This window comes from Alteromonas portus (genome assembly GCF_005117025.1).
In the GTDB taxonomy this organism is placed as follows: domain Bacteria; phylum Pseudomonadota; class Gammaproteobacteria; order Enterobacterales; family Alteromonadaceae; genus Alteromonas; species Alteromonas portus.
Genome location: NZ_SWCO01000005.1, coordinates 265,430 through 291,898, shown reverse-complemented (window position 1 = coordinate 291,898; position 26,469 = coordinate 265,430). Strand labels below are relative to the sequence as shown.

Genomic DNA, 26,469 nt, shown 5'->3' with positions numbered 1-26,469 from the left:
TATAAAGCGTAATAAAGACGACAGGTCTTTAATTGAATTTCTATCTGGTTATACTCTTAGCTTTGTGCAAATGATCAACTGTCCTTAGGCTCTCATCGTGCTTTCCCTTGATGAATTTAAAACGTCGCTCACCCTTCCCTCACCTTTGATCCCGTTCAAACCAAATTGGGAAGGTGCTGACAAGGTATTGCTATATGTTAAGCGTGATGACGCCATTCACCCCGTTATGTCGGGAAATAAGTGGCGGAAGCTGAGTCACGTCTTCACTAGCTCTTTGCCAAAGGCGGTAGTAAGTTTTGGCGGTGGTTTCTCCAATCACCTGCACGCGTTAGGGTTTGCTTGTTATCAACTTGGTATTCCTTTCACTGCCATTATTCGCGGCGACTACAGTGCAGCACCATCGCCAATGATAAAGGACCTGATGCAGTGGAATAGTTGCATTGAGTATGTGAACAGAGTGACCTACAAAAAGCGTGGCGATAGCGCCTATCTCAATGAATTGAAGCTGCGTTTTCCAGATGCTGTCATCATTCCTGAAGGTGGAAGTCAGGCGCTAGCGCTTCGAGGAATGAGAGATATGGTTGATGAAATTGAGATAGACTTTGACTTTATCGTTACGCCGGTCGCGAGTGGAGCCACTTTAGCGGGAATTGTCAGCGCATTAAATAAACGTAATGGTAAAGTGGGTACTGACTTTCGCTCTATTCACAAAGCCATTGGCATAGGCGTGCTAAAAGGTGAAGGCTATTTGGAAGGGTTGGTCGAGCAATTTCTTCCCGCTTTTCAATATCAAACAAGTTGGCATATTGAGCACAGCTACCATTTTGGTGGCTACGCGAAAGCGCCGAGTGAGCTTCAAACCTTTTGCAATGATTTTAATAATGCTTTCGAGCTTGATATCGAGCCGGTTTATTCTGGCAAAGCCTTTTGGGCGGTTAAAGATATGCTGGCTAAAGGTGTGTTTGAAGACGGGTCACGCATTGTTGTACTGCACACAGGCGGCTTGCAGGGTGCAAGATAAAGCCCTTTTATTACAAAGTTTTGCGAACACCACCTTTCGGTGTTACAACTATTTATGTGAGCTTGCTCACAATTCTTTTAAATACTAAACAACGATAACAACAAGAAGTTTGTCGCGGGATGCGGCATAAACATTAGCGCTTGCTACCTGCAAACTTCATCAAGGAATGATTATGAAAGATATTTTCTTCTTCGACTCAATGCTAACCCCTAAGATTATCACTTTCGTGTACTGGCTATTGCTTCTAGCGTCAGTAGTAAGTGGCGTAACAACAATGTTTGTAGGGTACGACTCGAGTTTTGTATACGGCCTATTTATTATTGTATCTGGCTGTATTGGCGCAAGAATCTGGTGCGAACTGCTTATCGTACTTTTTAAAATTCACAGCAACCTTCAGAAAATTGCTAATAAAGAGTAACGTTACTCCTTGTTAAAGGTGCCGCTCTGCGCAGCACCTTTAATTAAAACGAAATACTTAAAGCAAAATTACGCTACTGCAACAGTGTCCGTGTAACGTTTCAACGTATCTAAATAATCCATTTTACGCTTTTCAGAAAGCCAACTGGTTTTAAAGCTATTTTCAACAAGCGTGATCAGATCCTCTTTGCTGAATTGCCCTTCTTCTTGTAGGGCAATTAAATTCTCATTCAAGTAGGCTCTGAAATAAGATGGATCGTCTGAATTGATACTCGGCAGCAACCCCTTTTCCAGCATTTTTTTCAATTCACTAGAAGTGAGTGATTGAACAACAAATTTGTTTGATACAGGACAGACCGTTAGTCCCAAATTTTTTGATTTTGCAAGCTCGCACAAAGCATCAGATTCGAGAATATTTACACCATGATCAATCCTGTCGACCTTAATATCCTCAATTACTTGACGTATGTGCTCTTGCGTATTGTCTTGGTTAACATCACAGTGCATTGTCAGTTTAAGGCCCCATGAGCGCGCTTTTGAGAATACTTCTGCAAACTTTGACGGCGGGTTATTTTTCTCGTCGGAATCGAGCCCGACGCCGACTAACTTGTTGAGGTGGGGCTTAGCTAGCTGCAGATGTTCCATTGCTGATTCAGCCGACATATCTCGCAAGAAGCACAGGATAAGCTGACTTTCTACACCCAATTCAGTGCGCGCATCTTTTTGCGCTGCATGTATTCCGTTAATAACGCTATCGAAACTCACACCTCGAATTGTATGAGCTTGGGGGTCAAAGAAAAGCTCAACATAAACGATGTTCTGTGCTGCGGCTCTCTTAAGGTATGCCATAGTAAGCTGGTAGAAGTCATCCTCTTCTATGAGCACGCTCATACCCGCGTAGTAAATATCGAGGAAAGAGGGTAAATCATAAAAATCATACGCCTTTATCATTTCTTCAGGTGTTTTGGCCTTTAGTGAAACGTTATTTTTCTGCGCTAAGGCAAAACTTAGTTCAGGCTCTAATGTGCCTTCAATATGAACGTGAAGTTCAGCTTTTGGCATATTTTCAATAAACTTTTTCATTTAACTTCCCTACTACTTAGCGCCTTTTAGCTACTGTAAAAACTTGGCGAGTATGTTGTTACCAACCGATAAGAAGTTAATTTGCAAAAAATGCGCCTAAGGAAACCAACTTCAGTCAAACGCTGTTGGTTGTATTGCAACTCTAGGGATTGAGAATATTGAGTTGGGAAAGTCTATTTATATGGCATTCCGACTTTGCTTCACCTCGGTCAACAATATGCTTTACTTTGGTGCGCTTCTGCCAATGAATTTGTGCAAATTGAATGCGTTGTAAAAACATAGTTCAGGCGCGCGAGTACCATAGGTATCAATCTGCTACAGGATAGCCAAACAACCGCTTTAACTTTGCTTTAATTCCTTTTGCCTGTTGAAGCTGTTCACGAAGCACACCTATTTGACTGAAGTTGGCGCTAAGTGGATTGTCCTTAGGCATTTTTCCTACAATGCCGTACTTTATCCTTATCGTTTTGTCTTCTTCAGCGAACGTGCCGAATAACTTATCCCATATAATAAGTACGCCACCATAATTTTTATCAATGTAAGGTTTATTCGTTGCGTGATGAATACGGTGATGCGTAGGCGTGTTGAAGATGCGCTCTACCCAGCCTAAGTGTCCAATCGTTTGAGTGTGCACGAAAAACTGATACGCCAGATTGATAGCGACAATGGCAAAGACCAGACTTGGCGAAAAACCAACAAGAATCATGGGTACCCAGAAGAGCCACATGCCCACAAACGGATACAAAACGCTTTGCCTGAAAGCCGTAGTAAAATTCATTTTTGTTGAACTGTGATGTACCACATGGGCCAACCAAAACCAGTGTATGTTGTGTGACGAGCGATGAAACCAGTAATACAAAAAGTCTTGTAGGACAAAACCTGCAAAAAGTGACAGCGCACTAAGCTCTATTTTAAATAGTGAAAACTGGTGCAACCAAATAAAAAAAGGCATTAGTAGAAGTAATACCACGGCATCAGAGCCCTGGTGAAGTAGTGCGAGTAAGGCGTTATTTACACTGTCTTTTACATTGTAAAACTGCCGTGCTTTTTTAAATTCGATAAAAACACACAGAAAAAAAACAGGGCTCAAGCCTAGCAAAATAAGTTCAACGGGGATCAAAACGTGCTCCTAACTTATCTAGACATTGCTCAATATCGTTTTGCAACAGGCGCGACAGTAACCAGTTAGGTATGTACCAGGGCGCGCGACAGGTTATACGATAAGAAACCTTTGTTGCATTTTCTCGTCGCGTAAACGCAATAGTGCCTCTGTGCGCCGTCACTGGAAAATCGTCAACCACTCTATACTCAATACCGTTTGTATCTGCGTGTACGATTTCTTCCTTAAAGCGTACACCCAGAATAGTGACTTCTCTTACGCAGCCCTTTCCGCCGCTTACTTCATTATCATTTTCTGCTTTCAAAACCTTAAACGACGCATTAAAAAAATCGCTAAGATTTTGGTGAGCAAGCAGCGTATCGCGCAGTTCTTGTGGCGTTGCAGCAATATATTTTTGGTAGTAAACGTCAACCATCTACGATATTTCCTTTTCTCATGGCTTCCAGCATAAATTGACATTCTTTTTTTATCTTGCGTTAATGCGTCAATATTTTTGTTATTTTGCGACAAGCTTATGCCTTCTGTTTCGCTAGCTTATATTCAAAGTACAGTGAGCTATTTAGAGAGCTTAGGGGTTAATAGCAATAATGTTTCACTATTTACCCAACAGCACAACTCGCTCTCAGACTCTTCACGGGTTGATATGGAAGTGTACGTCGACTTACTAAATCAAGGGGCAGAACTAACCGAAAACTCATTATTTGGATTTGAGTTGGGAAAGCATATTCAGGCTAAAGACTACGGAGTATTGGGTTACCTTGTAGAGAGTTGCGAAAACTTAGCTCAGGCCATCAGCGCGCTTACTCGCTTTGACGCACTAGTGGCTGACATTGGCACAACACACGTATTTTTTGAACCTGAAGATACCCGGGTTGAGTGGATACCTAAAAGCCCTGACTGCAAACAAATGGTATTGCGCAATACCACAGCGTGGATAGCAACTGTTTTTAAAATACTTGGTGCGGCCTGTCGGTTAAACGCCGTTACTTTTACTTTTCCATTGAGCAATTTAGAAAAAGACATGTTAAAGCAATGGTGTAATTGTGAGGTGATTGATAGTGCCACAGCTAATGCCATTATATTTCCTAAACACCTGCTACAAATTCCATTTACCAGTGAAAATAAAGCGATGTTCAGTGCGCTGGTAAAAGTCAGTGAAGAAGAACTGACGAAGTGTAGAGAAGATAAGCGACGCTCGCATTACAATCCACTTATTAAAGGTACCAGTGAAGATATAAGTCATAATGTCATTGCGCTATTAAAAGCAAACCCGACGCTGAAGGACTGTAATCAAGGGCGAGTGGCCAGTGCACTTTTTATTAGCCCACGAACATTACAGCGGAAATTGAGGCAAAGTGGTACCAGCTTTCAACATATTCTCGATACCGAACGCAAAGCTCGCCTAGACAATTTACTGAAACGCCACTCTATCGCTGACACTGCAGATTTACTGGGGTTTAAGGAGCAATCGTCATTTAACCATGCTTTCAAAAAGTGGTTCTCCACTACCCCACTGAAATACAAAAAGCAATTAGGTTCAAAACAATAACCTTTTCTGTTTTTAGTTCAAGCTACACATTTTTCTACGTTATGAATGAGCGTAAACCGCGTAAGCTTTTAGTAGTAATTGCTCGTTTTTTACTATCGCAAATAGGATTATTAAACTAATGTGACTGATAAAGCGTAGGTATTAGCAAGTGTATAGCAACGCTAACTCACAGGAGATACGCTATGATCGACCGTCCAGTTACATTGCCAACGCCATTAAACGTGCTCGTATCGAAGTCACTAAGCTTATGTGAGCTTATGTTACCCGTATGCGATGTTTTTTATCCTTTCGCGGCCATTTATGAAAATGGACGAGTTGGTTGTATCTTCAACGACGAAACGCAAGGTAAAAAGCGCGAATCGCAGCTTATTGAACAGCTTCAATGGCGAATAATCGATACAACCACAGACACTAACAGCTACAGCGTGCTGGTATATGCCGCTGCAGTAAACACCCAAGACAGTAAAACGCTTGACGCCATTGCCGTTGCTACCGCAACGCCAAATCACGAAGAGCGCCTTATTCTTTATCCTTACTACAAGGTTGACGGAAAAGTTGTTATTTCACCGCCTATCGATACCGTAACCCGTTAGCCTAGTCATCGTCTGGGACATGCTGTGTATCACATGTCCTAGTACAAACTGCCATCAGTGAGTAAAGTAGTCTTTAAAAGGCAACGTTGCGTTATGCGTACGCTACCTCTTACATTCGTTGTTACGATTAAAATTTTTTGTACTATCAAAGGCTGTCTTTGCTTGCCAAATCCCATTGGTCTGCTAGCATTCAGCCCAAAATTCATTAGCAAAATTAGGGATTAGTTATTATGTCTCGCGTTTTAATTATTGGTGCTGGCGGTGTTGCGTCGGTAACTGTGAAAAAATGTGCACGTTTACCGCAACATTTCGACGAAATTTACTTAGCAAGCCGCACGGTATCTAAGTGTGAAGCGCTACAGCAAGAAGTAGGTGCAGATCGCGTTAAGGGCGTTTTCGCTGTTGATGCTGACAACGCAAAAGAAGTTGAAGCACTTATTAACGAAGTAAAACCAGACCTAGTAATCAACCTAGCGTTGCCATACCAAGACCTTCCTATTATGGATGCATGTCTTGCAACTAACACAGATTACCTAGACACTGCCAACTACGAGCCAAAAGACGAAGCGAAATTCGAATATTCATGGCAGTGGGCTTACCAGGACAAGTTTAAAGACGCGGGCATTATGGCCCTTCTTGGAAGTGGCTTCGATCCTGGCGTAACTAACGTTTACACAGCATACGCAGCAAAACACTACTTCGACGAAATTCACTACCTTGATATCGTGGATTGTAATGGCGGCGATCACGGTCAGGCTTTTGCGACTAACTTCAACCCTGAAATCAACATTCGTGAAATTACCCAGCGCGGTCGCTATTGGGAAAATGGCGAATGGAAAGAAACAGATCCGCTTAGCGTACGCGAAGACCTAGACTATCAAAATATTGGTGTTCGTGCGTCTTACCTGATGTTCCACGAAGAGCTAGAGTCTATCGTTAAGCACTTCCCTACCCTTAAGCGTGCACGCTTCTGGATGACATTTGGTGATGCTTACCTAAACCACCTGCGTGTACTTGAAGGTATTGGTATGACTAGCATCGAGCCAGTTGAATTCCAAGGCCAGAAAATTGTACCGCTAGAGTTTTTAAAAGCAGTACTTCCTAACCCAGGCTCACTTGCCGAAGGTTATAGCGGTATGACGTGCATTGGTACTTACATTACAGGTATTAAAGATGGCAAAGAAAAAACTATCTTTATTTACAACAACTGTGACCACGCTAAATGTAACGAAGAAGTTGGTGCGCAAGCTGTATCTTACACCACAGGTGTTCCGGCGATGATTGGCGCAGCGCTTATGCTTAACGGTACGTGGAAAGAAGCGGGTGTATGGAACATGGAACAATTCGATCCAGACCCATTCATGGACATGCTTAATGAGCACGGCCTACCATGGCACGTACTTGAATGTGAAGGTAGCCCTTTCACTAAATAATTGATATTCGGGCGCTTAATTCAAGCGCCCTTTTTATTAACGCCATTATTTAAATCTAGATCAGATTACAAAAACGTAGGATACAGCGTAATTTTGAGCTACGACCTGTAATGTAATACATTAGGCGTTTGATAAATGTTGAAAGCCGTTTTATTTTTTGGAGCTTTATCCCATTGACCGATTTAACTCAACGCAGTGACATTCCCTCTCCTTGCTACGTGCTGGAAGAAGCAAAATTAATTAAAAACCTTGAGCTGATGAAACGGGTTCAAGACGAATCTGGCGCACGTATTATTTTGGCGCTTAAGGGCTTTTCTATGTGGTCTTGCTTCGACATCATCAAACAGTACTTGCAGGGAGCAACAGCCAGTTCAGTATGGGAAGCGAAACTTGCTGCAGAGATGGGTAAAGAGGTGCACGCGTACTCTCCTGCGTATAAGGTTAATGACGCGAAAGAACTGGCGGGCCTCGTTAACCACCTGTCTTTTAATAGCTTGACCCAGTGGAACGCGCACAAAGAAGTACTCGCTGATGTGTCGTTAGGCCTTCGCATAAACCCTGAGCATCAAGAAGCAGATACGCCACTGTATGACCCAGCTGCACCAGGTTCTCGCTTAGGCATACGCGCTAGTGAGCTAGAAGGCGTAGACTTATCGGGTATTGAAGGTTTTCACTGCCACAACCTTTGTGAGTGTGACTCTTTTGCCACTGCACGCACCCTTGAAGCTATTGAAAAGCGTTTTGGCAAATGGCTTGGTCAGTTAAAGTGGTTAAACCTAGGTGGCGGACACCTGATGACCCGTGAAGGGTATGATGTTGAGCACCTTATTAAAACGCTAAAGGACTTCAAGGCGCGCTACCCACATTTAGACGTGATCCTTGAGCCAGGCTCTGCTGTTGCGTGGCAAACAGGCCCTCTAATTTGCGAGGTGGTTGATATGGTGGAGAACGACGGGGATATCGCTATTTTAGATATTTCAGCCACTGCTCACATGCCTGACGTTTTAGAAATGCCTTATCGCCCTACAATTTTGGGTGCTGGAATGCCGAATGAGAAAGCATATAATGTGAAGCTTGGCGGTAACTCGTGCCTTGCCGGTGATGTTATTGATACTTACTCATTCGATGCGCCGCTTAAGGCTGGCGATCGTTTGCAGTTTGAAGACATGATGCATTACACCATGGTAAAAACCACCTTCTTCAACGGTGTAGAACACCCTGCTATCGGTATTCTGCGAGCTAATGGCGATTTTGAACTAGTTCGCGAATTCAGCTACGAAGACTTTAAAGGCCGTTTGTCTTAAAATCGAGCCTTTCATTTGCAATCTATCCCACAAGCAAATTGATCAATTTTTGATCAATTTGCTTGTCCCCGATCTGCTCTAGTGCTATTTTGTGGGTGTTGAGTAGTCAAAAGGGAATTTCGACCTACCAGCCTCATCGAGGGTGAGTCCTTAATCTCCGTCGTCTTTTGTTCAGCACCGAATTCAGGTGTTGTTTCAAACTATCAAAAATTGCCTGTCTCGGTTATATCTTATCTTTATCAGAGGAATTGATTGTGAAGAGGAATAATCTAGGCTCAAACTGTACAGAACAAGTACGCTCGATTGCCAAACCCATTGTATCTGCACTTGGTGCGTTATTTTTAACCACGGCTTGTATGTCAACCACCCCGTCTATGGGAGGTGGAAGTTCCGGCGCGGTCAGTGGTGGTGCCGGTGGGGCAAATGCATCAAACAACAACGCACAATTAGAAAGTTGTGACGAAACACTCGGTACATTGAGTGTATTCGAGGACACCAGCTTACCTTGGTGGTCAGAGTATCGCAGAACCTATCCCAAGCTCGGTAGTACTATTCCCGTCATCAGATTAATGATTCAACAATCTAACTGCTTTGTTATTGTTGAGCGCGGCCGGGCTATGAATGCAATGAACACCGAGCGTCAGCTTATGCAATCAGGGCAACTTCGCTCTGGTTCTAACATAGGGGGCGGTCAGATGGTGGCGGCTGATTATACGCTTAGCCCATCGGTGCTTTTTGCCGAGAAAACACAAGGTGGCAAAGCGATAGCCGGGGCTCTTTTTGGCACGTTAGGCTCCATAGTGGGTGGCGGTTTCAGCAAAAATGAAGCAGCAACCTCTTTATTACTCATTGATAATCGCTCTGGCGTTCAAGTTTCTTCTGCAACAGGTAGCGCAGCGAATCATGATTTTAGTTTATTTGGTGGCATGTTTGCAGGCCCAACTGCGGGGGGCGCAGGCGGCTTTTCCAAGACTCCCGAAGGCAAAATGCTAGTTACTGCTTTTGCTGACTCTTATAACCAAATGGTTGTTGCACTTCGCTCCTACAAAGCACAAGAAGTTGAAGGTGGGCTAGGAAAAGGCGGAAGATTAACTGTAGGGGGCGCTGATGATGCAATGCCCGACGCTACCGATGCTCCAGCAATTACTACCTCAACAACAACCACTGCCGTTTATGTCGACAATACACCATCTAGAGTCACCGTTTCTGATCGTCGTTCTTACAATTTTGATGTAGAAGAATATGATGAAAAAGCCTTTAACAAGTACTATGACTGGCTTAAAACTTATGGCCCGATAATGACGGCATTTGTATCCTTCGACCCGGAAAATCAGAGCCCTAGTTGGCCAGGTGGAATGTCTGTGGCGGCCGCCGCTACCATGCTTTTAACTCAGTTAGACTCTCATCGCATTGAACTGGAAGCATGGCCATATGAGGCTAGAGTTCAAGCTTGGAGAAAAATGGGAAGAAGGTTAGAAAGCCACACTGAGCTGTTTGAGCGAAACCGAGCATTAGCCCTTCGAAATGAAAAACTCGACGACGACGTACGTCACGTTATCGAAAGTATACAGGTAGTAACGAAAGAAAGTCTGTTCCCAGAAGGTATTTAACTTCTAATCTATTGAAACCAAAGCCGTAAATTGCGGCTTTGGCTCTCAATACTTTTAGTTGTATTTAGGCATCATAGTTATAACACACCACTACCCGACGCCACTTCAGACTTATCAATCTCACCTTCAGCTAGTACATCATCGTCTAATGCAATTTTAAAAGAAGTACCTGGTTTACCCTGCAGGCTGTAGCGAAAGCCGTACATCTCGCCTTCGTTTAATGAGACTTCCGTTACATCATTTGGATGAATTAAATCGTATACGCCAGAGTCGTTCGCTTGAGAGAATATATCAACTAGCCATTTGCCTTCGGACATAGTGATCTTAAGTGTCTTTGTCATTTACGCCTCCTTTAGCATTCAACCCGTTCCTCAATAATGGTTGAGGTAGATCTATTGCTTTGTATTTCGCAAATAGCGCTTAAGATCAATCTCGATTAAGACAGTTTACTCTTTTGCATCTAGCCCCGCTTGATACAGTGCATTCTTTTTCAAGTCATAATGGCTGGCAACTACGGCAGCCGCTTTCTTTAGTGGCATGTGTTCGCACAAATTATGTAGCAGTGCCATGGCTTCACTGGGAATAGCTTGTTCATTGACCTTCGCTGGGCCTATCATCACAACAAATTCGCCTTTTTGATGTGCTGCATCGGCATCGAGATAATCAATCACATCCTGAGCGCTGCCACTCACATAGGTTTCGAAGGTTTTGGTAAGCTCTTTCGCTATTACAATATGGCGTTCACCTAAAACGCGCTGAATATCGTTTACCGTGTCTAGGATTCTTCTTGGGGCTTCGTAGTATACGGTAGTGAAAGTTCTATCTAATAACGCCGAAAGCACACCTTCACGCGCCTGAGTTTTAACCGGTAGGAAACCTTCAAACATAAACTTGTCTGTTGGCAGGCCTGAGGCACTTAACGCGGTTATTGCGGCACATGGGCCAGGTAATGCGCTAACCGGAATGCCCTGCTCACGGCATTTGCGTACGAGAACAAAGCCAGGGTCACTAATAAGCGGTGTTCCAGCATCACTTATCAAGGCGACTGACTCACCACCTTTTAGACGTTCACAGAGCATAGCGGTGCGCTTGTCTTCATTATGCTCGTGAAGTGATAGGGTTTTAGTTCCAATACTAAAGTGCTGTAAGAGTCGCGCACTATGACGAGTGTCCTCAGCAGCGATCCAGCTTACTTCACTTAAAATGCGTATAGCTCTTGCGCTTATGTCATCTAAATTACCGATAGGTGTAGGAACAATATAGAGAGTGGCGGTGTCTGTCATAACAGTGGTTAAGTCTTACGTTAATTTGGGAGATTATACGACAAGTGTATCACGCCATTAGTCCAGATTATGCTGGCAAGCGTAGATTTTCACACTGGTTAAGATAAACTTGGCCTATAACGATGTAAAAGGAATGAAACTGTGCGTCATATTGGACAAGCTGGAAAAATTTTTACGCTATCAGCCATTGCTTCGGTACTGCTATTATCGGGCTGCGGAAGTACACCTAAAACTCAATCAAAGCCTGTGGTAGTGGAGCCGACTCCAATCGAAACCTCTCAGGTAGAAGAGAACGTTACGCCCGAGCACAAACTCCTTGAAGCCAAAAAATTATGGGAACGCACCCGTAATAAAGAACAGCGCGATGCACTTTTGTTGCAAGCGGCCGATCTATACCTTCAAAATCAACAGCCTGTTTTAGCCCAGCAAGTGCTGTATGAGGTAAAAGAAGACGGTATTTCAGGGGGTAATCAGTCATACTATTCCCTGTTGGTTACTAAGGCCTATGCGGGAATGCCTAACGCCTCGGCAGAAGAGCTACTGGCAATGTTAGATGGCGTTAAGGCTACAGGTGAAACCGCATTCCAAAAAGCAGAGCTTCAAACACAGCTTTTCACGCAACAGGGCAATTATGCAGCGGCTGCAAATAGCGTGCTGCTCACTAATTTATCCGACGAAGATAAAGTTCAGCAGGTATGGCAGTGGCTTACCTCTCTGCCCGCAGAATCGCTCTTTGAAGTAGGAAAGGCATATCCCGCTCTTTCTCCTTTTATCACCCTTCGCGAGTTAACTGAAAAAAATGCATCCTCTCCCGCAACTTTGGCAGTAGAGCTTCAAAAATTTCAACAAGTTTATCGCGGCCACGTATTAGAAAACACTCTGCCTAAAAGTGTCGTCGCGGCTACACAGCTTACAGACGCTGGCGCCAATGACATAGCGGTTTTGCTTCCACTTTCAGGAAGGTTGGCACGTACAGGACAAGTGGTTAAAAACGGCATAATGTCCGCCTACTATACTGATGTAGAAAAGCGCCAAGATGAACACTTGCTTCCGCGTCTTCGCTTTATCGACACGAACGGGGCCGATACTCAACATTTGCTTAATGAAATTGGCGACACTAAATTCATCGTCGGCCCACTTCTGAAAGATACCGTAGAAAGTTTAATTCCTAATTTACCGGTTGGCGTTAACGTACTGGCCTTGAACCGTCCAGAAGAAATTGCAGCCCCTGCAACGACAAACGTTATGCCAACGAATAATACATTAGCAACGTCTTCTAGCGCTTCGCTAAATGACGACTTACACAATTCTGGCGGTGCGATTGCGGCTAGTGGGGCTAAAGGAGAGTTAGCTGCTCTAGACCTTGTTACCTCACTTAACTATTTCGGCTTGGCACCAGAAGATGAAGCTAAGCAGTTGGCTGAATATGTTTTTAATAAAGGCTATCGCGCACCAATCGTTATTGCAGCTCAAAGCAGTTTATATCAGCGAATGGACGCCACATTCAAAAAACACTGGACGTTGCTTAATGATCAAGAGAACAAGCGTCGCACTAACATTACATCAGTAACATTTAACGACAGTAATTCGCTTCGCGAAGGTATTACTCAAGCCCTGGACGTTGCCCAAAGCAATGATCGTATTAATCAAATTGAGTATATGACCAACGCTGAAGTATATAACATGCCGCGCAGCAGACGTGATATAGACGCCATAGTTGCGTTTGCGTCTCCGCAAGACACTGAATTGCTTAATCCAATTATCGAGGCGAGCCTAAACCCATACGATGGTAAACAAGTACCTGTGTATGCCACATCGCGCTCGATGGATTACGACAGCGGTAAAAACCAATGGCGTGACCTCCAAAACGTGCACTTTATTGACATGCCTTGGTTGATGCCCTCACACAATTGGCAGCCTCTTCAGCAGGAAGTAGAACAGGCCTGGCAAAATCAAAATACTATGCAAAAGCGTTTGTTTGCTTTCGGTTTTGACGCTTATCAATTGTTGCCACAGCTAGGCATGCTTAACACACTGAAGTATCTCACACACGAGGGGTTAACGGGCACGCTTTCTCTTAACCAACAAGGGGAAGTGATACGCAGGCAGCCACAGGCAATTATTCGCAACGAAAAAGTACAGATGCTTTCGGAGTAAAATTATGTCAACACTGCAAGGGAATGCAGCAGAAGACAAGGCTTGTAAATATTTAACGGAACAGGGCCTTACTCTTCTTTGTCGAAACTATCACACTCGACGCGGTGAATTAGACATTGTAATGCAAGACGGGCATACCATTGTGTGTATTGAAGTTAAGTACCGAAAACGAAATCAGTTTGGTAGTGCTTTAGAATTTGTTACAGCTAAAAAGCTACAGCGAATTCAGGCTGCGTTTGGTTTCTATTTGTTAGATAATGGTCTGAATCCAGTATCTACCCCCTTAAGGATAGACGTTATCGCGATAGATGGAAGCAATCTTCAATGGTTAAGAAACGTGGGCTGAACACTGACGTTGGTTAGAAAGCGCGATATACGTGTGTTGGATGGAAATACGTTCAAGAGTTAGTGGCAACGCCTTTAGGGTAAAGGTATTCCATTTGTTTTATCTTAGATTTACAAGCTTCCATCTATTTGATGAGAGTTTCTTGGGTTCCTACATATAATGAGTCACCTCAGCAGAAAAATATCGCCTAGCAGCGCTAATAACAAAGAAATTGAATTAATAGTCGGCAATTCCAGCTCTAACTTTTCTGGCGTAACGTCGACAATGCTGCAAGTGACATCAATTCAAAAACACATGATTAATTTGCGGATAATGGGTAAGCACTTCGTTTCAGACCCATCAATGACTATCACTTTTTGGGAAGTTGCCAAAATGTGTCGACGCCCGCTAAGTAATGGAAAATGGCGAATTTTTCATGCACGTCGTGTTGACGAAATGATTCAGGGCGTAATCCTTAAATATCTTTTTCGCGCCAAAATCAAACTTGTATTTAGCTCAGCCGCTCAGCGTAAACGTTCAGCTTCTACTGTGTGGCTAAGCAATAAAATGGATGCGGTTATTGCAATGAGTAATCGCTCCGCGAAATTTCTGGATAAACCTCCCGCGAGGATAAACCTTCACGGTGTGCAGGTTGACAACTACACACCGGCAGAAAATAAGCAGGAAGCGTGGCAAGCGCTGGGCTACGGCGGAAAATATGGTATCGGGATTTTGGGTAGAGTAAGAGAGCAAAAAGGCGTTCACCTTTTTGTAGAAGCTTGCATCAATGTATTGCCTAAATATCCTGACGTAAACGCGGTAGTTGTGGGCGCCATCTCATCAAGTAATCAGGAATTTGTGAATCAGCTTAAAGAGAAAGTGTCTAAAGCGGGTTTAACTGACCGAATTATTTTTACCGGAGAGTTGCCGTTTGAACAAATTCCGAAAATATTCAGTACATTGTCTTTGGTAAGTGCTCTTAGCTATAACGAAGGATTTGGTTTAACTGTACCTGAAGCTATGAGTGCTGGCGCGGCTGTACTAGCAACACAGGCCGGCGCATGGGAAGATATTGTCAGACCAGGTATTGATGGATATATAGTACCTACCAGAGACCAGCAAGCTGTCACAGAAAAGATGGATTTACTTCTTTCAGATATGGACAAACTTGCAGAAATGGGCAAAGCCGGACGCGAACACATTGTAAAAAACTTCAAGGTTGAAGATGAAGCAAGAAACTTAGTTGAGTTTTTTCGCTCACTACAATAAATAACGCCTAACACGTAATTTTAAACGTTAATGCCAAGCTGTATTTGCAGATTAAGACAGCAGGACTTTAACAATAATTTCGCGAATACTGGGCTTATATTCCACTGCGTAATGTAACGCTGTAATGTGACCAGTAGATAGCTGAAACTAAAGAGACAACAGATGATTGAACAGATAAAAGCGAACTTTACCGAGAGCATTCAGACAAAAATTGCAGCATCGGAAATATTGCCGGAATATATTGAAAAAGCGGCTTACATGATGGTTGAAGCCTTAATAAGAGGCAACAAAGTACTGAGCTGTGGTAATGGCGGTTCTGCTGGCGATGCCCAGCACTTTTCATCTGAAATGTTAAACCGCTATGAGCGTGATCGCCCCAGCCTACCAGCAATAGCGTTGAGTACAGACACCTCAACCATTACGTCTATCGCTAACGACTATAGCTACGACGAAATATTTGCAAAACAAGTACGCGCTTTAGGTCAACCCGGCGACATACTGCTTGCTATTTCTACTAGCGGTAATTCTCGCAATGTTATTGCAGCAATGGAAGCGGCACTTTCTCGCGACATGACCATAGTCGCGCTTACCGGTAAAGACGGCGGCGAGATGGCTGGTTTTTTAAGCGAGCATGACGTAGAAATTCGCGTCCCGTCAAACCGTACCGCCCGTATACAAGAAGTACACTTGCTGGTCATACACAATTTATGTGAATGTATTGACGACAGTTTGTTCCCCGCTGAACACGGCGATGAATGATTAGATTAACAATGAGTAAACACGTGAAAAAACTAGGACTATTGGGTTCATTATTCGCTCTAATTCTTACATTACAAGGGTGCGTGGTGGCTGTTGGTGCAGCTGGCGCAATGGCTGCAAAGGTCGCTAACGACCGACGCACTGTGGGTACACAGCTTGACGATCAAAATGCCGATGCTGCGGTGTCTTATCAATGGTCAAAAAGCGAAGCGCTTAAAGAGCAGACCAACCTTCAGGTAGACGTTTATAACGGCGTTGCACTGCTCACTGGTCAAGCACCAAACCAAGGGCTTATAGACGAGGCTGTAAGCCGCGCTCAAGAAGTCAGTTACATTAAGAAAATACATAATCAAATACGAGTTGGCGAACCTATAGGTGCTGGCACACAAGCAAACGACCTCTGGCTAGCGTCAAAGGTACGCACAAAAATAGTGGCTGATGAGCGCGTGCCCGCTTTACAAGTTAAGGTGGTAGTTCAAGATTCTGAAGTATTCCTAATGGGCCGATTAACCAATTTTGAAGCTACTGCCGCTGTAGATATTGCTCGCAATATTACGGGCGTAGCGCGGGTAGTTAGAGCCTTTGAAATTGTTCAATAGAGAGTTCGCCACTGCCCTGTTGGTTGCAGGGGCGCTCTTTATGGAAATTTTAGACGCCACGGTAATTACCACGGCATTGCCTGTTATTGCTGCCGACTTCAATGTACCGGCAGCTCACCTATCTATTGGGGTGTCAGCCTACCTAGTGGCAGTCACGCTTTTTATTCCTTTAAGCGGTTATGCCGCTGACAGATTTGGCGCTCGCACCATATTCATAGCGGCGATTGCGGTTTTCACTTTCGCTTCGGTTCTTTGTGGCTTAAGTACCAGTTTATTTGAATTTACGTTATCTCGCATTCTTCAAGGTTTAGGCGGTGCTATGATGGTACCGGTTGGAAGATTAGTAGTATTGCGGGATTTGCCAAAAGAAAAACTAGTAAAAACCGTAGCCATTATTACATGGCCCGCCTTGAGTGCACCGTTATTAGGCCCAGTACTTGGCGGCTACATAGCCACACATTTTAGCTGGCAGTGGATTTTTTATATGAATATTCCACTGGGTATTATCGCGATCCTCGCCTCTCTTTACCTATTGCGAAACACCAAAGGTGATGTAGGCAAGTTTGATATTAAAGGCTTTTTGCTTACCGGCGTAGGCTTTGCACTTTTTATGGCTGGTATTGAATTTCTTGCCAGTACCAGCAACAAGCTTCTTCAGGCACTTGGTATTATCGCCATTGGCCTAGTACTCATGATATTCGCTATCCGTCATGTCAAAAAAGCCAAAGATCCACTTTTTTCCTTTGATGCCATGCAGCATAAAACCTTCAGACTTTCCGTATACGGTGGTTCTGTTGTGCGGGTGGCACTTGGTAGCGCACCGTTTCTTGTACCGCTTATGCTGCAGCTTGGCCTAGGCTACTCACCTGTAGAGGCGGGCTCCCTCTTGCTATGGCTTTTTGCCGGAAACTTGGCGATAAAGCCCGCAACAACGTGGATCATGAACACCTTCGGGTTTAAACGTGTGCTCGTGGTAAACGGCGTGCTCATCGCTCTTGGTTTTGTTGCCCTTGCGCTGGTAAATCACTCTACATCGTCATTCACTATTGCCGCTATTTTGTTTGCCAATGGCGTCACCCGCTCTATGCATTTAACCTTGTTAAACACCATAGCCTTTGCCGACGTACCGCCAAACAAAATGCGCGATGCCAATACGCTAGGCGCTATTCTAATGCAGATGAATCGCGGCCTTGGCATTACCCTTTCAGCGCTTGCTATTGCCACAGCAGCATTAATTTTAGGCCAAAGCGCCGATACGCCAAACCTACAAACCTTTACGCTATCCATGCTATTTATGGGTACTTTGGCGCTAGTAAGTATCTACGACAGTTTAATGCTTTCGAAAGAAGATGGCGACTCAGTGTTAAACAAGCGCAAAGCGAAAAAAGCCCGACAAACCTAACCTAGAGAACTGATGACAAATGTCACATGCTATTGGTGACGTTTGTGTCTAACGCAAACTAGCGCGTTTTTGCATACTTTACCTATCGACATTACAACACTAGGTAAAGCAAATGGAACACCTCCTAAATCACACTCCTGGAACCAATGTTCAGAGTTTCCCTCTTTCATTGGAAGAACAGCGTGAAGACTTCAAAAACAATAGATTCATTGCTATGCCGCTTGCAGGCACAATTGTTTGGGCCTTATTGGGAATTAGTGCACCCTTTGTATCTGAATTCACCATAACTTGGATGCTTTATATAGGCACAGGGGCAATTTTCTACCTAGGCGCAGGGTTGTCTTACCTTACTGGTGAAAGATTCTTTGCTAAAAGCGTTGCTAAAAACAGCTTCGACCGGCTTTTTTTCGTCGGCATGTTCATGAGCCTCATGGTATTTGCCATTGCACTTCCCGTTGCGGCTATAGACCACACCACGGTGCCACTCAGCATTGGTATTCTAGCAGGTCTGATGTGGATGCCTTTATCGTGGGCTATAGAGCATTGGGTTGGCTATTTTCACACTATCGCTAGAACCTTCGGCATTGTTGTAGCTTGGTACTTCTTTCCAGAAGCACGCGTAGAAGCAATTTCGTCGGTAATTGTCGCAGTTTACATTGTGTCGCTCATCACTCTTGAGCGTCGATTTCAAACACTCAAATCTCACTAAATTCACCTTAATAACAAGGAATAAACGATGACTTATTTACTTTTAGCGGTTGCAATTATCACTGAAGTTACGGCTACCATGCTGCTTAAAATGTCGAACGGATGGGAAAAATGGGCGTTCGGATACGGCGCAATATTTTTCTACACCGTGTCTGGAATGCTGTTTGCCATGGTCTTAAAAAATATGGGAATAGGCGTTGCCTATGCGATTTGGTCAGGGATGGGTATCGCGCTTATCACCGCTGCTTCAGTAGTATTCTGGAAACAAACTTTCGACATTTACGCCGTGCTGGGTATTATGTTAATTATCTCCGGCACTCTGCTTATCACTAGCAAGTCAGCTGTTGTATTTCAGTAAGGAAGAAGTACTCACCATGCGCAGCCATAACAGCATGCAAAATAACGTCGACGCAGTGCCTGCAAGGCATTTAGATGAAGGTACTGCGAATGTAGGTGAATCTACAAACCATGTAGACGACAAAGATGCCACGCAGGTTATGCCGCTGTTAGGCAGCGGGCGCAAAAAACGTTGGTCTCATGGAAGCTTGTTTTTTTCGCTGTTCTTTTTTGTGCCCCTGATTATATCTCGTCCTCTTCCTGTCGAGATATGGGTGCTTCAAACCCTAGGATACCTCAGCTTTGTTACCCTTTACGTTAAAGCGATAAGTCAGCCTGTTAAAGCACTACCTTCCTATTTATTGTTTATGTTTCTGCTTTCTGTCGGCTGCAGCTTTCAAAATCCAGGTGGCGCGACGATTATAGGTTTCATTGCATTCATCGTTGGCTATTACAACTCGGTCAAAACGGGCTTAGCAAGCATAAGCGCAATGATAATTGTGCTTTTAACACTTAACATTACGATGTTTGAAAGCGCGCATTTTCTCTTAGCCGCATCAATAATTAACAGTTTAGTATTGTTCGGTTTTGGTGTTATGGAGCGCAAAGAAACCCTTCATGCACTAAAAGAAAACCAGCAGGCGGAAGCATTACGCGTATTGTCTGCCATTGCCGAGCGTGAGCGAATTGGCAGAGATTTGCACGATGTTGCAGGTCACGCACTCAGCTCTATTTCGCTAAAAGCACAACTGGCCGATAAACTTATAAGTAAAGATAAAATTGAAGACGCCCATCGAGAGGTAAAAGCGTTGGCGCAGCTTTCTCAAGCTTTACTGAGCGATATTCGACAAGCGGTGTCAGATATTAAGCAACTCTCACTTAGCGATGAAATAGCAAAAGACAAATCACTGTTAGAAGAAAACGGCTTTAACGTTACAACCCGTATTGACGGCAGCGCTGAACAACGCTTGAACACTAAACAAGAACGTCAGCTTGCGCTTATTCTTAAAGAGCTGACTACCAATACGTTACGCTATTCCAAAGGAAGTGCAGTGTCACTTGATCTCGAAGTTAACTCGACGACCATAAAAATGACCTATAAAGATGATGGCGTTGTTGAAAACGGTGCGTCGATTAAAGAAGGAAACGGATTAATGGGAATTAGAGAACGCGTGGCGTCTATATATGCAGAAGTAGACATTTCTTTTCTCCCCCACCCTATCGTTAGTATTCAGCTTAATGTTGAGCAAGCTTCTTCGCTAAAGGCTTCCGTATGAATTCAAAAACCCTAACTACAGTTTTGATTGTTGAAGATCAGTCGCTGATCCGCGATGCCATTGCCATGCTTCTATCATTGGAAGACAACTTGACCATTGTTGGTAAGTGCAGCAATGGACAAGAGGCAATTGATTATTTAAATGATAACACCGCTCCACATATTATTTTGAGCGATATTGAAATGCCGCTGGTCTCTGGGCTTGATTTAGCTACGCACGTTAAAAATAAAAATCTCGGTGCTAAAGTGGTATTAATGACTACGTTTTCTAAACCAGGCTACATCAAGCGCGCCTTGAGTGCAGGCGTTAAAGGGTTCATTTTAAAAGAGTCTGATAGCGACTACTTGATTGATGCCATTTACAAAGTGTCCGCCGGAGAAAAGGTCATTTCGACGGAGCTTGCCATTATGGCTCTTGACGACAACAATCCTCTGTCCAAAAAAGAAATGTCCGCGCTTAAACTCGCATCAGAGGGCCTTAAAACCCAAGACATTGCTCAATCATTGTTCTTATCGGAAGGTACGATAAGAAACTACCTTTCAGAGGCTATCTCAAAGCTCGATGCGACCAACCGTGTAGATGCAGCACGCATAGCAAAACAGAAAGGGTGGCTTTGATAGAGGATTAAAACCACGTCGTAGCAATTGTTGTAGACGCCGGAATATTTAACTTTTCAGACAAGCCGACAAGCACGCGCTCAGGACCGTAAATAATACCCAAGTGCTTTGCGGTCCATACACAAGTTACGATGCTCGTCCCTTTGCGTAATTCACACTGCCATTTAGCCGTTGCTTCTGCAAGTCGCTCATAGTCATCTTCAATTTCCCAACCGGCATCAACATGGTCGACAATAAGCTGTTCAAATTGAGAGAACGGAACAGGCTGAATGATTACCCATTCATTTTTCTTAAACTTTTTTTCTAGCCGCGATTTTTTAAAACTAGTGAACAATCCCACGCCTCATCTCCGTATGATTGAAAGGCCCAACTACTTGAGAACCACGTTCTATTATTTAGACACTGTTCCCATAATTTGCCCAGAAGGTGTGGGGCAAGAGCAAGACGTTCCAACCATTTCACCGTTTGAAGTAGGGCAGACGCCATACTCTCCGTTACCGCTATAACGACATTGGTTACCGAACTCAGGTTTACTAATTGCAACCTTACCGTCTTTGTTCTTGTTACTGCCTTCATCATCGGGCAAATAAACGGTGTAAGTACACCCCAACAGGAGCGTAGAAACTATAAGTAAACTAACACCGCAAAGCGCTTTTATTTTCATAAGTAGCTATTGCACGTTTTTAGAACAGTTTTAAAACTATGCTAATAATTAAGATAACACAAGAAAAAATAAGCAAAAAAAAGCCAGTCTTCAGACTGGCTTTTACCATTATAACTTGCTGTAGCTATTAGAATTCAGTCGAGAACCTAACACCAAATTCGCTAGCGTCGTTGCTTAGAATCTGCAGGATATAGTCACCTGTGTTCAAGCGCGCATTGTCGTAACGCTCATCAAAAATGTTGCGACCGTAAAGCGCAACAGTGTAAGCGTCGTTCGCTGGCGTGTAAGCAATATCAAAGTTTACTAGCTCACGGCTATCTAGCTCAGTCATACGCTCAGGCGCTGAAGTAGGCTCGCCATACATTTCTGCACGGTACGAGTAATCAGCACGTACGCGAATTGAGTCACCACCATCAAGCTCGAAGGTATATTGCGGGCCAATCGCTAGCGTAAGATCTGGAGTAAGCGGTGCCACAGGATTGAAACCGTCTTGCTCCTCAACATCAACATCCATGTAACCAATGCTGGTCATCATGCTGAAGTTGCCGTAAGTAAACGTAGCATCAGCTTCAACACCACGAGATGTTTGTTCAACAACAAGGTTTGCTGTATCGAAACCACCCTCGCTCACGCGACTTACTTGGTAAGGTAGGTCTTCAAACTCAGTGTTAAATACCGCAACACTGATATCGAAGTAATCGTTCACACGACCTTTGATACCCACTTCATAGTTAGTCGCAGTAATGTTGTCAGACGCTGTAAAACAGTTATTTGCGCGAACGGCTGCTTGTGCGCCTTCGATATCGTCAAAGCCACCTGCACCAAAGAACTCACCAATCAAGCAGTAAGGACGTGCTGGGAATTGGCCCGACTGGTAGCCAGACTGGATTGTCGCGTAGCCTGTCATGCCATTTTCAAATGTGTAGTTAGTGGCTAGTTCCCACGTCACTTCGTCCCAATCATTTGAATCATAGATAGTACCAAGTGCTGAGAATACGTTCGCTGATGCTTCTTTTTCGTCTTTGGTGTAACGAAGACCACCAGACACACTCAGCTCGTCTGTTAAGTCATGACGCACGTTTACGTATGCGGCTTTTGATGTTGTTTCTTGGTCTAGCGCGAGTAGGTTAGGACCACCATCGAAGTTAGAGTCGTCACCTTGGCGGTTGCTACCTTCTTCGTTGAAGTAGTAAAGACCTGCTACAAAGTCTGTGTATTCGTTGATGTAGCCGTTAAGCTGAAGCTCAATTGATGTTTGATCTGCTTCACCACGCTCAGGGAATTGATCTAACGAGTAAATTGTTCCGTCATCATCAAGACCTGCTTTGTACTTCGACGTGCGCTGACTTGCAACAACCTTTGCAGTGTAGTCGTCGTTAATGTCCCACTCTGTGGTTAGTGAAAGACCGCGTGCTTCATTCGATACGCCAGTTACTGCTTCAGTACCCGTTGCGTTGTCGTAGATATCAGCGCCTTCAGGCGTTACGTCTGTGTTACGCAGCTCTACACCAAGGCCGTTGCCGCCACCAAAGTAGCGTGCTGAGCCAACTTCATCTATAAGTACAGTATACGGACGAAGGCCGCCGTCACCGTTGTTTGCATCTGCTGTTAATACCATGCGGAAGTCGTTTGAAGGCTCCCATTTTAGTGAAACGCGACCTGAAATATCTTCAGTCTCACCTACATCGTATTCAGCATTTGGCACATTAATGAATTCGCCAAGGCCATCGCGCTTGTTGAATGCCAAATTCATGTTAAACGCAACCGTTTCTGACAAAGCATGATTAACAAAAAGGTCTGCTTTTACGCGTCCACGTGTACCAAATTCGGTATTAATTTTAGTTACATCGCCTTGGTCTGGCTCTTTGGTGATAATGTTAATTGCACCACCGATAGAGTTACGACCGTAGAGTGTACCTTGAGGACCACGAAGTACTTCGATACGCTCAATGTTGTTCAAACTCCAGTTCTGACCAACCTGACGACCTAGGTAAACCCCATCAACATAAACGCTTACGCCTGGGTCAGTGGTGATAAGGTGATCTTGAAGACCAATACCACGGATAAATGGATTTACAGATGACGTATGACCGGCTGAGAACCCGGTAACGTTTAGGTTGGGTACAAACTTACCAACGTCAGTTAGGTCTGTGATACCTTGGTCAGCTAATTTATCGCCATCAAAAGCACTGATAGCAATTGGCACTTCGTAAATAACTTGAGGGCGTTTTGTCGCTGTAACGGTAATGGCTTCAAACTGTTGTTCTTCAGTTGCTTCAGCTTCCTGAGCAACGGCAATGTTTGAAAGAGCTGGAACGGTCATCGCTACTGCTAGTGCGACAGGTGAAAGCTTACTGGCGAGTGTCGTAGACACGTCAGTATTGGATTTCATGGTGTAACCCCTTTTGCGTGAGTGTTAGGTATAAATTTGTTGTTATAGGCTGCTTCAAGTTCTTCTTTGGAACTTTGAAAGACTAAACTCACTGACTAAGAGGCGCACATAACCGTGTGCTTATACTGGATTACAGGCAATAAAAAAGTAAGTCGCAATAAAACATTACAAACTTACTTTCAATAAAACTCTGCTTTAAAAGTAGTAATTACTTTTCCAGCCCTCTTGAATTCAGTACAAGAATTTAGGCTTGAAGACTGGAACGATATGTTACCGTTAGATTGCGATCTTGCAAAGTAAAATATTACACTTTTACTAAAATAAGACTTCAAAATTAGACTAATTGGTTAGATTAGACATCAACCAAAAAACTTTTAAAAAAACCATTAAAAACTTTAAATATCATTAAGATAAACAAAACCAACGCTTCACGGCGCGCAACCGAAAAAGTTAAAAGTGACCTAGACCAAACGGACAAACTTTGAACACTTGTCGCTTACCAAGACGTTTCTTAACTAAGTTTATCTACACTTAAATAAAGCCACCCAATCACTTCTTTAGTCCGTGCAGTAGCCATTACCATGGCAGTGCGATACTTATCTACAAGATTGACAGCACACCGACAGCCTATTTACGTGCGGCGTACACCATTACACATCAATCAACATAGGCTATTGACCATGACTATAAAACTCACACATTCATTGTTGTCGACAATCCTGACCTTTCAGGGTTGAAAAACCATCAAAACAGGCATATATTGTCGACATTATAATTTTTAAGATTCTATACAGTGTTAGTCAAAAGCGAACAAGCCATCACTAACGCCGACCGTACGTTCTTTCAGTTAAGAAAAGATATTGTGGAAGGCGTAATTCCAGCAGGCAGTAAGCTAAGCGAAATGGAATTGTCGACAAAGTATGAAGTTAGCCGCGCCGTTATTCGTGAAGCCATAAACCGTCTTGCCACCTGCCACCTTGTAGAACGCAAGGCTAACGTAGGTGCTCGCGTGGTTGCACTGTCTCCAGAAGGCCTAATTCAGCTATACCAAGTGCGCGAAGCGCTAGAAGGTATGGCCGCTCGCTTAGCTGCGCGCAACATGAGCGATGATGAGATTGCAGATATGCAGGCGCTGCTAGATAGCCATTTCGACAAAGTGAAAGACGGCCAAAGCTATTACCAAGAAGCCGGCGATGTAGACTTTCACTACCGAATTGTAACTGGCAGTAAGAATGATCATCTCATCAGTGTGCTTGTAGACGGGCTTTACCATTTAGTGCGCATGTATCGCGTGCAGCTCGGTATGGCAGGTCCTCGTGTGAGTACTGCGTTTGATGAACACAGACACATTGTAAATGCCATCGCTAATCGCGACGAGGAACTGGCTGAAATGTTAATGCGTCGCCATATTCTTTATTCAAAAAATAATATTGAGAAGAAGCTTAATAATGGCTAACACCACAAAGTTTTCTTCATACCTAATTCACCTCTACCCTACTTTCAAATAAGCGAGTGATTATCATGAGTGCAGGAAAGAAATTCAGAACCGCATTACAGAACAACAAACCGCTACAAATTGTCGGCACCATTAACGCCTATACAGCCATGATGGCAAAGGCTATTGGGCACCAAGCTATATATTTATCAGGTGGCGGCGTAGCGAATGCGTCTTACGGCCTACCCGACTTAGGCATGACGTCACTCAATGATGTGATTGCAGACGTTCAGCGAATTACCAGCGCATGCGACCTTCCACTAATGGTAGACATCGATACGGGTTGGGGCGGCGCATTTAACATTGCCAAAACTATTCGCGATATGGAAAAAGCGGGCGCGGCTGCAGTTCATATAGAAGACCAGGTAGCTCAGAAGCGCTGTGGTCACCGTCCTAATAAAGAAATTGTTAGCACAGAAGAAATGGTAGACCGCATTAAAGCTGCAGTTGACGCCCGAACTGACCCCGACTTTTTCATCATGGCCCGCACCGACGCGTTTGCGCAAGAAGGTTTAGAAAAAGCTATTGAGCGCGCAAAAGCCTATGTTGCAGCAGGCGCAGACGGCATATTTGCAGAAGCAGTACAAACCGAAGAGCACTACCGTGCATTTGCTGAAGCATTGGACGTACCTATTCTGGCCAACATTACTGAGTTCGGCAAAACCGAACTGTGGAACAAAGAAGAGCTTGGTGAATGGGGTGCCGACATGGTGCTTTACCCGCTAAGTGCATTCCGTGCAATGAATAAAGCGGCAGAAATGGTGTACAAATCTATACTTGAAAACGGCGACCAAAAAGCCGTTGTCGACAGCATGCAAACGCGTATGGAACTGTACGATTACCTTGGCTACCACGAGTACGAACAAAAGCTAGATGCCCTATTCGCAGAAGGCAAAAATTAGAATTAATACGACACAGCTGTAAATGAGTGGGGTGCAAGGCACCATTGGATCGGGAGCGATACGCAGGGCGTTACCACGCCGTGAACCCATCCATGGGGGCTCCGTTTCGGCATCCATGCCTCAAAGGGGTAACACCCTACGCACCGCCCCCACT

27 protein-coding genes are annotated in these 26,469 nt (G+C 44.0%); 19 read left to right on the top strand and 8 right to left on the bottom strand.

All coding sequences use genetic code 11. The features are described 5' to 3' along the window. Positions 1-97: 97 nt before the first annotated feature. Both E5672_RS09225 and E5672_RS09220 read left to right on the top strand, forming a co-directional pair. Positions 98-1,021, top strand: a complete 924-nt coding sequence (locus E5672_RS09225) for a 1-aminocyclopropane-1-carboxylate deaminase/D-cysteine desulfhydrase (RefSeq protein ID WP_136781929.1) — start codon at positions 98-100, stop codon at positions 1,019-1,021. 172 nt (positions 1,022-1,193) lie between these two features. After that, positions 1,194-1,439: a DUF4282 domain-containing protein gene (locus E5672_RS09220; protein ID WP_136781928.1), complete on the top strand. Its 246-nt coding sequence runs from the start codon at positions 1,194-1,196 to the stop codon at positions 1,437-1,439. A gap of 68 nt (positions 1,440-1,507) precedes the next feature. Here E5672_RS09220 and add read toward each other — a convergent pair whose 3' ends face one another. From add to E5672_RS09205, 3 genes are all read right to left on the bottom strand, one after another. After that, positions 1,508-2,521, bottom strand: coding sequence for an adenosine deaminase (gene add, locus E5672_RS09215; protein ID WP_136781927.1), 1,014 nt, complete (start codon positions 2,519-2,521; stop codon positions 1,508-1,510). A 307-nt stretch (positions 2,522-2,828) separates the two neighbouring features. Beyond that, the gene (locus E5672_RS09210; protein ID WP_136781926.1) at positions 2,829-3,641 is read right to left on the bottom strand and encodes a sterol desaturase family protein; all 813 of its coding nucleotides are present in this window, start codon (positions 3,639-3,641) and stop codon (positions 2,829-2,831) included. After that, the gene (locus E5672_RS09205) at positions 3,628-4,056 is read right to left on the bottom strand and encodes an SRPBCC family protein (RefSeq protein ID WP_136781925.1); all 429 of its coding nucleotides are present in this window, start codon (positions 4,054-4,056) and stop codon (positions 3,628-3,630) included. The genes E5672_RS09210 and E5672_RS09205 overlap by 14 nt, the downstream gene beginning before the upstream one ends. A 99-nt stretch (positions 4,057-4,155) precedes the next feature. Between E5672_RS09205 and E5672_RS09200 the strand changes: the two genes are divergently transcribed. The 5 genes from E5672_RS09200 (at position 4,156) to E5672_RS19930 (ending at position 10,130) form a co-directional block, all read left to right on the top strand. Next, positions 4,156-5,190 carry an AraC family transcriptional regulator gene (locus E5672_RS09200; RefSeq protein ID WP_240692198.1) on the top strand — a complete coding sequence of 345 codons (1,035 nt, stop codon included), beginning with the start codon at positions 4,156-4,158 and terminating at the stop codon, positions 5,188-5,190. Between the two features lie 182 nt (positions 5,191-5,372). After that, positions 5,373-5,783, top strand: coding sequence for a hypothetical protein (locus E5672_RS09195; RefSeq protein WP_136781924.1), 411 nt, complete (start codon positions 5,373-5,375; stop codon positions 5,781-5,783). Between the two features lie 230 nt (positions 5,784-6,013). Further along, positions 6,014-7,216, top strand: coding sequence for a saccharopine dehydrogenase family protein (locus E5672_RS09190; protein ID WP_014950514.1), 1,203 nt, complete (start codon positions 6,014-6,016; stop codon positions 7,214-7,216). A gap of 173 nt (positions 7,217-7,389) precedes the next feature. Beyond that, positions 7,390-8,520, top strand: coding sequence for a carboxynorspermidine decarboxylase (nspC, locus tag E5672_RS09185; protein WP_136781923.1), 1,131 nt, complete (start codon positions 7,390-7,392; stop codon positions 8,518-8,520). A 254-nt stretch (positions 8,521-8,774) separates the two neighbouring features. Then, positions 8,775-10,130 carry a CsgG/HfaB family protein gene (locus E5672_RS19930; protein WP_205676483.1) on the top strand — a complete coding sequence of 452 codons (1,356 nt, stop codon included), beginning with the start codon at positions 8,775-8,777 and terminating at the stop codon, positions 10,128-10,130. A gap of 77 nt (positions 10,131-10,207) precedes the next feature. On the opposite strand, the gene E5672_RS09175 is transcribed toward E5672_RS19930, so the two are convergent. Both E5672_RS09175 and rsmI read right to left on the bottom strand, forming a co-directional pair. Then, positions 10,208-10,471, bottom strand: coding sequence for a hypothetical protein (locus E5672_RS09175; protein WP_136781922.1), 264 nt, complete (start codon positions 10,469-10,471; stop codon positions 10,208-10,210). A 105-nt stretch (positions 10,472-10,576) separates the two neighbouring features. Next, positions 10,577-11,413: a 16S rRNA (cytidine(1402)-2'-O)-methyltransferase gene (gene rsmI / locus E5672_RS09170; RefSeq protein WP_136781921.1), complete on the bottom strand. Its 837-nt coding sequence runs from the start codon at positions 11,411-11,413 to the stop codon at positions 10,577-10,579. A 141-nt stretch (positions 11,414-11,554) separates the two neighbouring features. Here rsmI and E5672_RS09165 point away from each other — a divergent pair, with 141 nt between their 5' ends. The 10 genes from E5672_RS09165 to E5672_RS09120 all read left to right on the top strand — a co-directional run bounded on the left by E5672_RS09165 (position 11,555) and on the right by E5672_RS09120 (position 20,862). Further along, on the top strand, positions 11,555-13,570 hold the full coding sequence (locus E5672_RS09165) for a penicillin-binding protein activator (RefSeq protein ID WP_136781920.1): 2,016 nt from the start codon (positions 11,555-11,557) through the stop codon (positions 13,568-13,570). A gap of 4 nt (positions 13,571-13,574) precedes the next feature. Beyond that, positions 13,575-13,916 (top strand): YraN family protein, encoded by a 342-nt coding sequence (locus tag E5672_RS09160; protein ID WP_136781919.1) that lies wholly within the window; start codon positions 13,575-13,577, stop codon positions 13,914-13,916. Between the two features lie 159 nt (positions 13,917-14,075). Further along, positions 14,076-15,164: a glycosyltransferase family 4 protein gene (locus E5672_RS09155; protein WP_136781918.1), complete on the top strand. Its 1,089-nt coding sequence runs from the start codon at positions 14,076-14,078 to the stop codon at positions 15,162-15,164. Positions 15,165-15,326: 162 nt separating this feature from the next. After that, the gene (locus E5672_RS09150) at positions 15,327-15,923 is read left to right on the top strand and encodes a phosphoheptose isomerase (protein ID WP_136781917.1); all 597 of its coding nucleotides are present in this window, start codon (positions 15,327-15,329) and stop codon (positions 15,921-15,923) included. A gap of 23 nt (positions 15,924-15,946) precedes the next feature. Next, positions 15,947-16,522, top strand: coding sequence for a BON domain-containing protein (locus tag E5672_RS09145; RefSeq protein ID WP_136781916.1), 576 nt, complete (start codon positions 15,947-15,949; stop codon positions 16,520-16,522). Between the two features lie 40 nt (positions 16,523-16,562). After that, complete coding sequence (locus E5672_RS09140) at positions 16,563-17,924, top strand: MFS transporter (RefSeq protein ID WP_136781915.1); 1,362 nt, start codon at positions 16,563-16,565, stop codon at positions 17,922-17,924. A gap of 112 nt (positions 17,925-18,036) precedes the next feature. Further along, positions 18,037-18,633 (top strand): DUF7010 family protein, encoded by a 597-nt coding sequence (locus E5672_RS09135; protein ID WP_136781914.1) that lies wholly within the window; start codon positions 18,037-18,039, stop codon positions 18,631-18,633. Between the two features lie 27 nt (positions 18,634-18,660). Further along, entirely contained in the window at positions 18,661-18,990 is a 330-nt protein-coding gene (locus E5672_RS09130; RefSeq protein WP_071815800.1) for a DMT family transporter, read from the top strand. A gap of 16 nt (positions 18,991-19,006) precedes the next feature. Then, the gene (locus E5672_RS09125; RefSeq protein WP_136781913.1) at positions 19,007-20,245 is read left to right on the top strand and encodes a sensor histidine kinase; all 1,239 of its coding nucleotides are present in this window, start codon (positions 19,007-19,009) and stop codon (positions 20,243-20,245) included. Next, on the top strand, positions 20,242-20,862 hold the full coding sequence (locus tag E5672_RS09120; RefSeq protein ID WP_136781912.1) for a response regulator transcription factor: 621 nt from the start codon (positions 20,242-20,244) through the stop codon (positions 20,860-20,862). Before E5672_RS09125 ends, E5672_RS09120 begins: the two co-directional genes overlap by 4 nt. 7 nt (positions 20,863-20,869) lie before the next feature. On the opposite strand, the gene E5672_RS09115 is transcribed toward E5672_RS09120, so the two are convergent. The 3 genes from E5672_RS09115 to E5672_RS09105 form a co-directional block, all read right to left on the bottom strand. Further along, a complete protein-coding gene (locus E5672_RS09115; RefSeq protein WP_136781911.1) occupies positions 20,870-21,202 on the bottom strand; it encodes a hypothetical protein in 333 nt (110 codons plus the stop codon). A gap of 51 nt (positions 21,203-21,253) precedes the next feature. Continuing rightward, a complete protein-coding gene (locus E5672_RS09110) occupies positions 21,254-21,526 on the bottom strand; it encodes a hypothetical protein (protein ID WP_136781910.1) in 273 nt (90 codons plus the stop codon). A 127-nt stretch (positions 21,527-21,653) separates the two neighbouring features. Then, positions 21,654-23,918, bottom strand: coding sequence for a TonB-dependent receptor (locus E5672_RS09105; protein WP_136781909.1), 2,265 nt, complete (start codon positions 23,916-23,918; stop codon positions 21,654-21,656). 793 nt (positions 23,919-24,711) lie between these two features. On the opposite strand from E5672_RS09105, the gene E5672_RS09100 reads away from it, so the two are divergent. Together E5672_RS09100 and prpB are read left to right on the top strand one after the other, a co-directional pair. Then, positions 24,712-25,374 carry a GntR family transcriptional regulator gene (locus E5672_RS09100; protein ID WP_136781908.1) on the top strand — a complete coding sequence of 221 codons (663 nt, stop codon included), beginning with the start codon at positions 24,712-24,714 and terminating at the stop codon, positions 25,372-25,374. Between the two features lie 65 nt (positions 25,375-25,439). Next, on the top strand, positions 25,440-26,315 hold the full coding sequence (gene prpB / locus E5672_RS09095) for a methylisocitrate lyase (RefSeq protein ID WP_136781907.1): 876 nt from the start codon (positions 25,440-25,442) through the stop codon (positions 26,313-26,315). Positions 26,316-26,469: the final 154 nt, after the last annotated feature.

Excerpts from the sequence above, each read along its gene's own strand:
- prpB (WP_136781907.1), top strand. The coding sequence starts at position 25,440 with ATGAGTGCAGGAAAGAAATTCAGAACCGCATTACAGAACAACAAACCG.
- E5672_RS09190 (WP_014950514.1), top strand. The coding sequence starts at position 6,014 with ATGTCTCGCGTTTTAATTATTGGTGCTGGCGGTGTTGCGTCGGTAACT.
- E5672_RS09105 (WP_136781909.1), bottom strand. The coding sequence starts at position 23,918 with ATGAAATCCAATACTGACGTGTCTACGACACTCGCCAGTAAGCTTTCA.
- E5672_RS09110 (WP_136781910.1), bottom strand. The coding sequence starts at position 21,526 with ATGAAAATAAAAGCGCTTTGCGGTGTTAGTTTACTTATAGTTTCTACG.
- E5672_RS09205 (WP_136781925.1), bottom strand. The coding sequence starts at position 4,056 with ATGGTTGACGTTTACTACCAAAAATATATTGCTGCAACGCCACAAGAA.
- E5672_RS09135 (WP_136781914.1), top strand. The coding sequence starts at position 18,037 with ATGGAACACCTCCTAAATCACACTCCTGGAACCAATGTTCAGAGTTTC.
- E5672_RS09160 (WP_136781919.1), top strand. The coding sequence starts at position 13,575 with ATGTCAACACTGCAAGGGAATGCAGCAGAAGACAAGGCTTGTAAATAT.
- E5672_RS09125 (WP_136781913.1), top strand. The coding sequence starts at position 19,007 with ATGCGCAGCCATAACAGCATGCAAAATAACGTCGACGCAGTGCCTGCA.
- E5672_RS09220 (WP_136781928.1), top strand. The coding sequence starts at position 1,194 with ATGAAAGATATTTTCTTCTTCGACTCAATGCTAACCCCTAAGATTATC.
- E5672_RS09120 (WP_136781912.1), top strand. The coding sequence starts at position 20,242 with ATGAATTCAAAAACCCTAACTACAGTTTTGATTGTTGAAGATCAGTCG.
- E5672_RS09195 (WP_136781924.1), top strand. The coding sequence starts at position 5,373 with ATGATCGACCGTCCAGTTACATTGCCAACGCCATTAAACGTGCTCGTA.
- E5672_RS09200 (WP_240692198.1), top strand. The coding sequence starts at position 4,156 with ATGCCTTCTGTTTCGCTAGCTTATATTCAAAGTACAGTGAGCTATTTA.
- E5672_RS09155 (WP_136781918.1), top strand. The coding sequence starts at position 14,076 with ATGAGTCACCTCAGCAGAAAAATATCGCCTAGCAGCGCTAATAACAAA.
- E5672_RS09130 (WP_071815800.1), top strand. The coding sequence starts at position 18,661 with ATGACTTATTTACTTTTAGCGGTTGCAATTATCACTGAAGTTACGGCT.
- E5672_RS09140 (WP_136781915.1), top strand. The coding sequence starts at position 16,563 with ATGGAAATTTTAGACGCCACGGTAATTACCACGGCATTGCCTGTTATT.
- add (WP_136781927.1), bottom strand. The coding sequence starts at position 2,521 with ATGAAAAAGTTTATTGAAAATATGCCAAAAGCTGAACTTCACGTTCAT.
- E5672_RS09150 (WP_136781917.1), top strand. The coding sequence starts at position 15,327 with ATGATTGAACAGATAAAAGCGAACTTTACCGAGAGCATTCAGACAAAA.
- rsmI (WP_136781921.1), bottom strand. The coding sequence starts at position 11,413 with ATGACAGACACCGCCACTCTCTATATTGTTCCTACACCTATCGGTAAT.
- E5672_RS09175 (WP_136781922.1), bottom strand. The coding sequence starts at position 10,471 with ATGACAAAGACACTTAAGATCACTATGTCCGAAGGCAAATGGCTAGTT.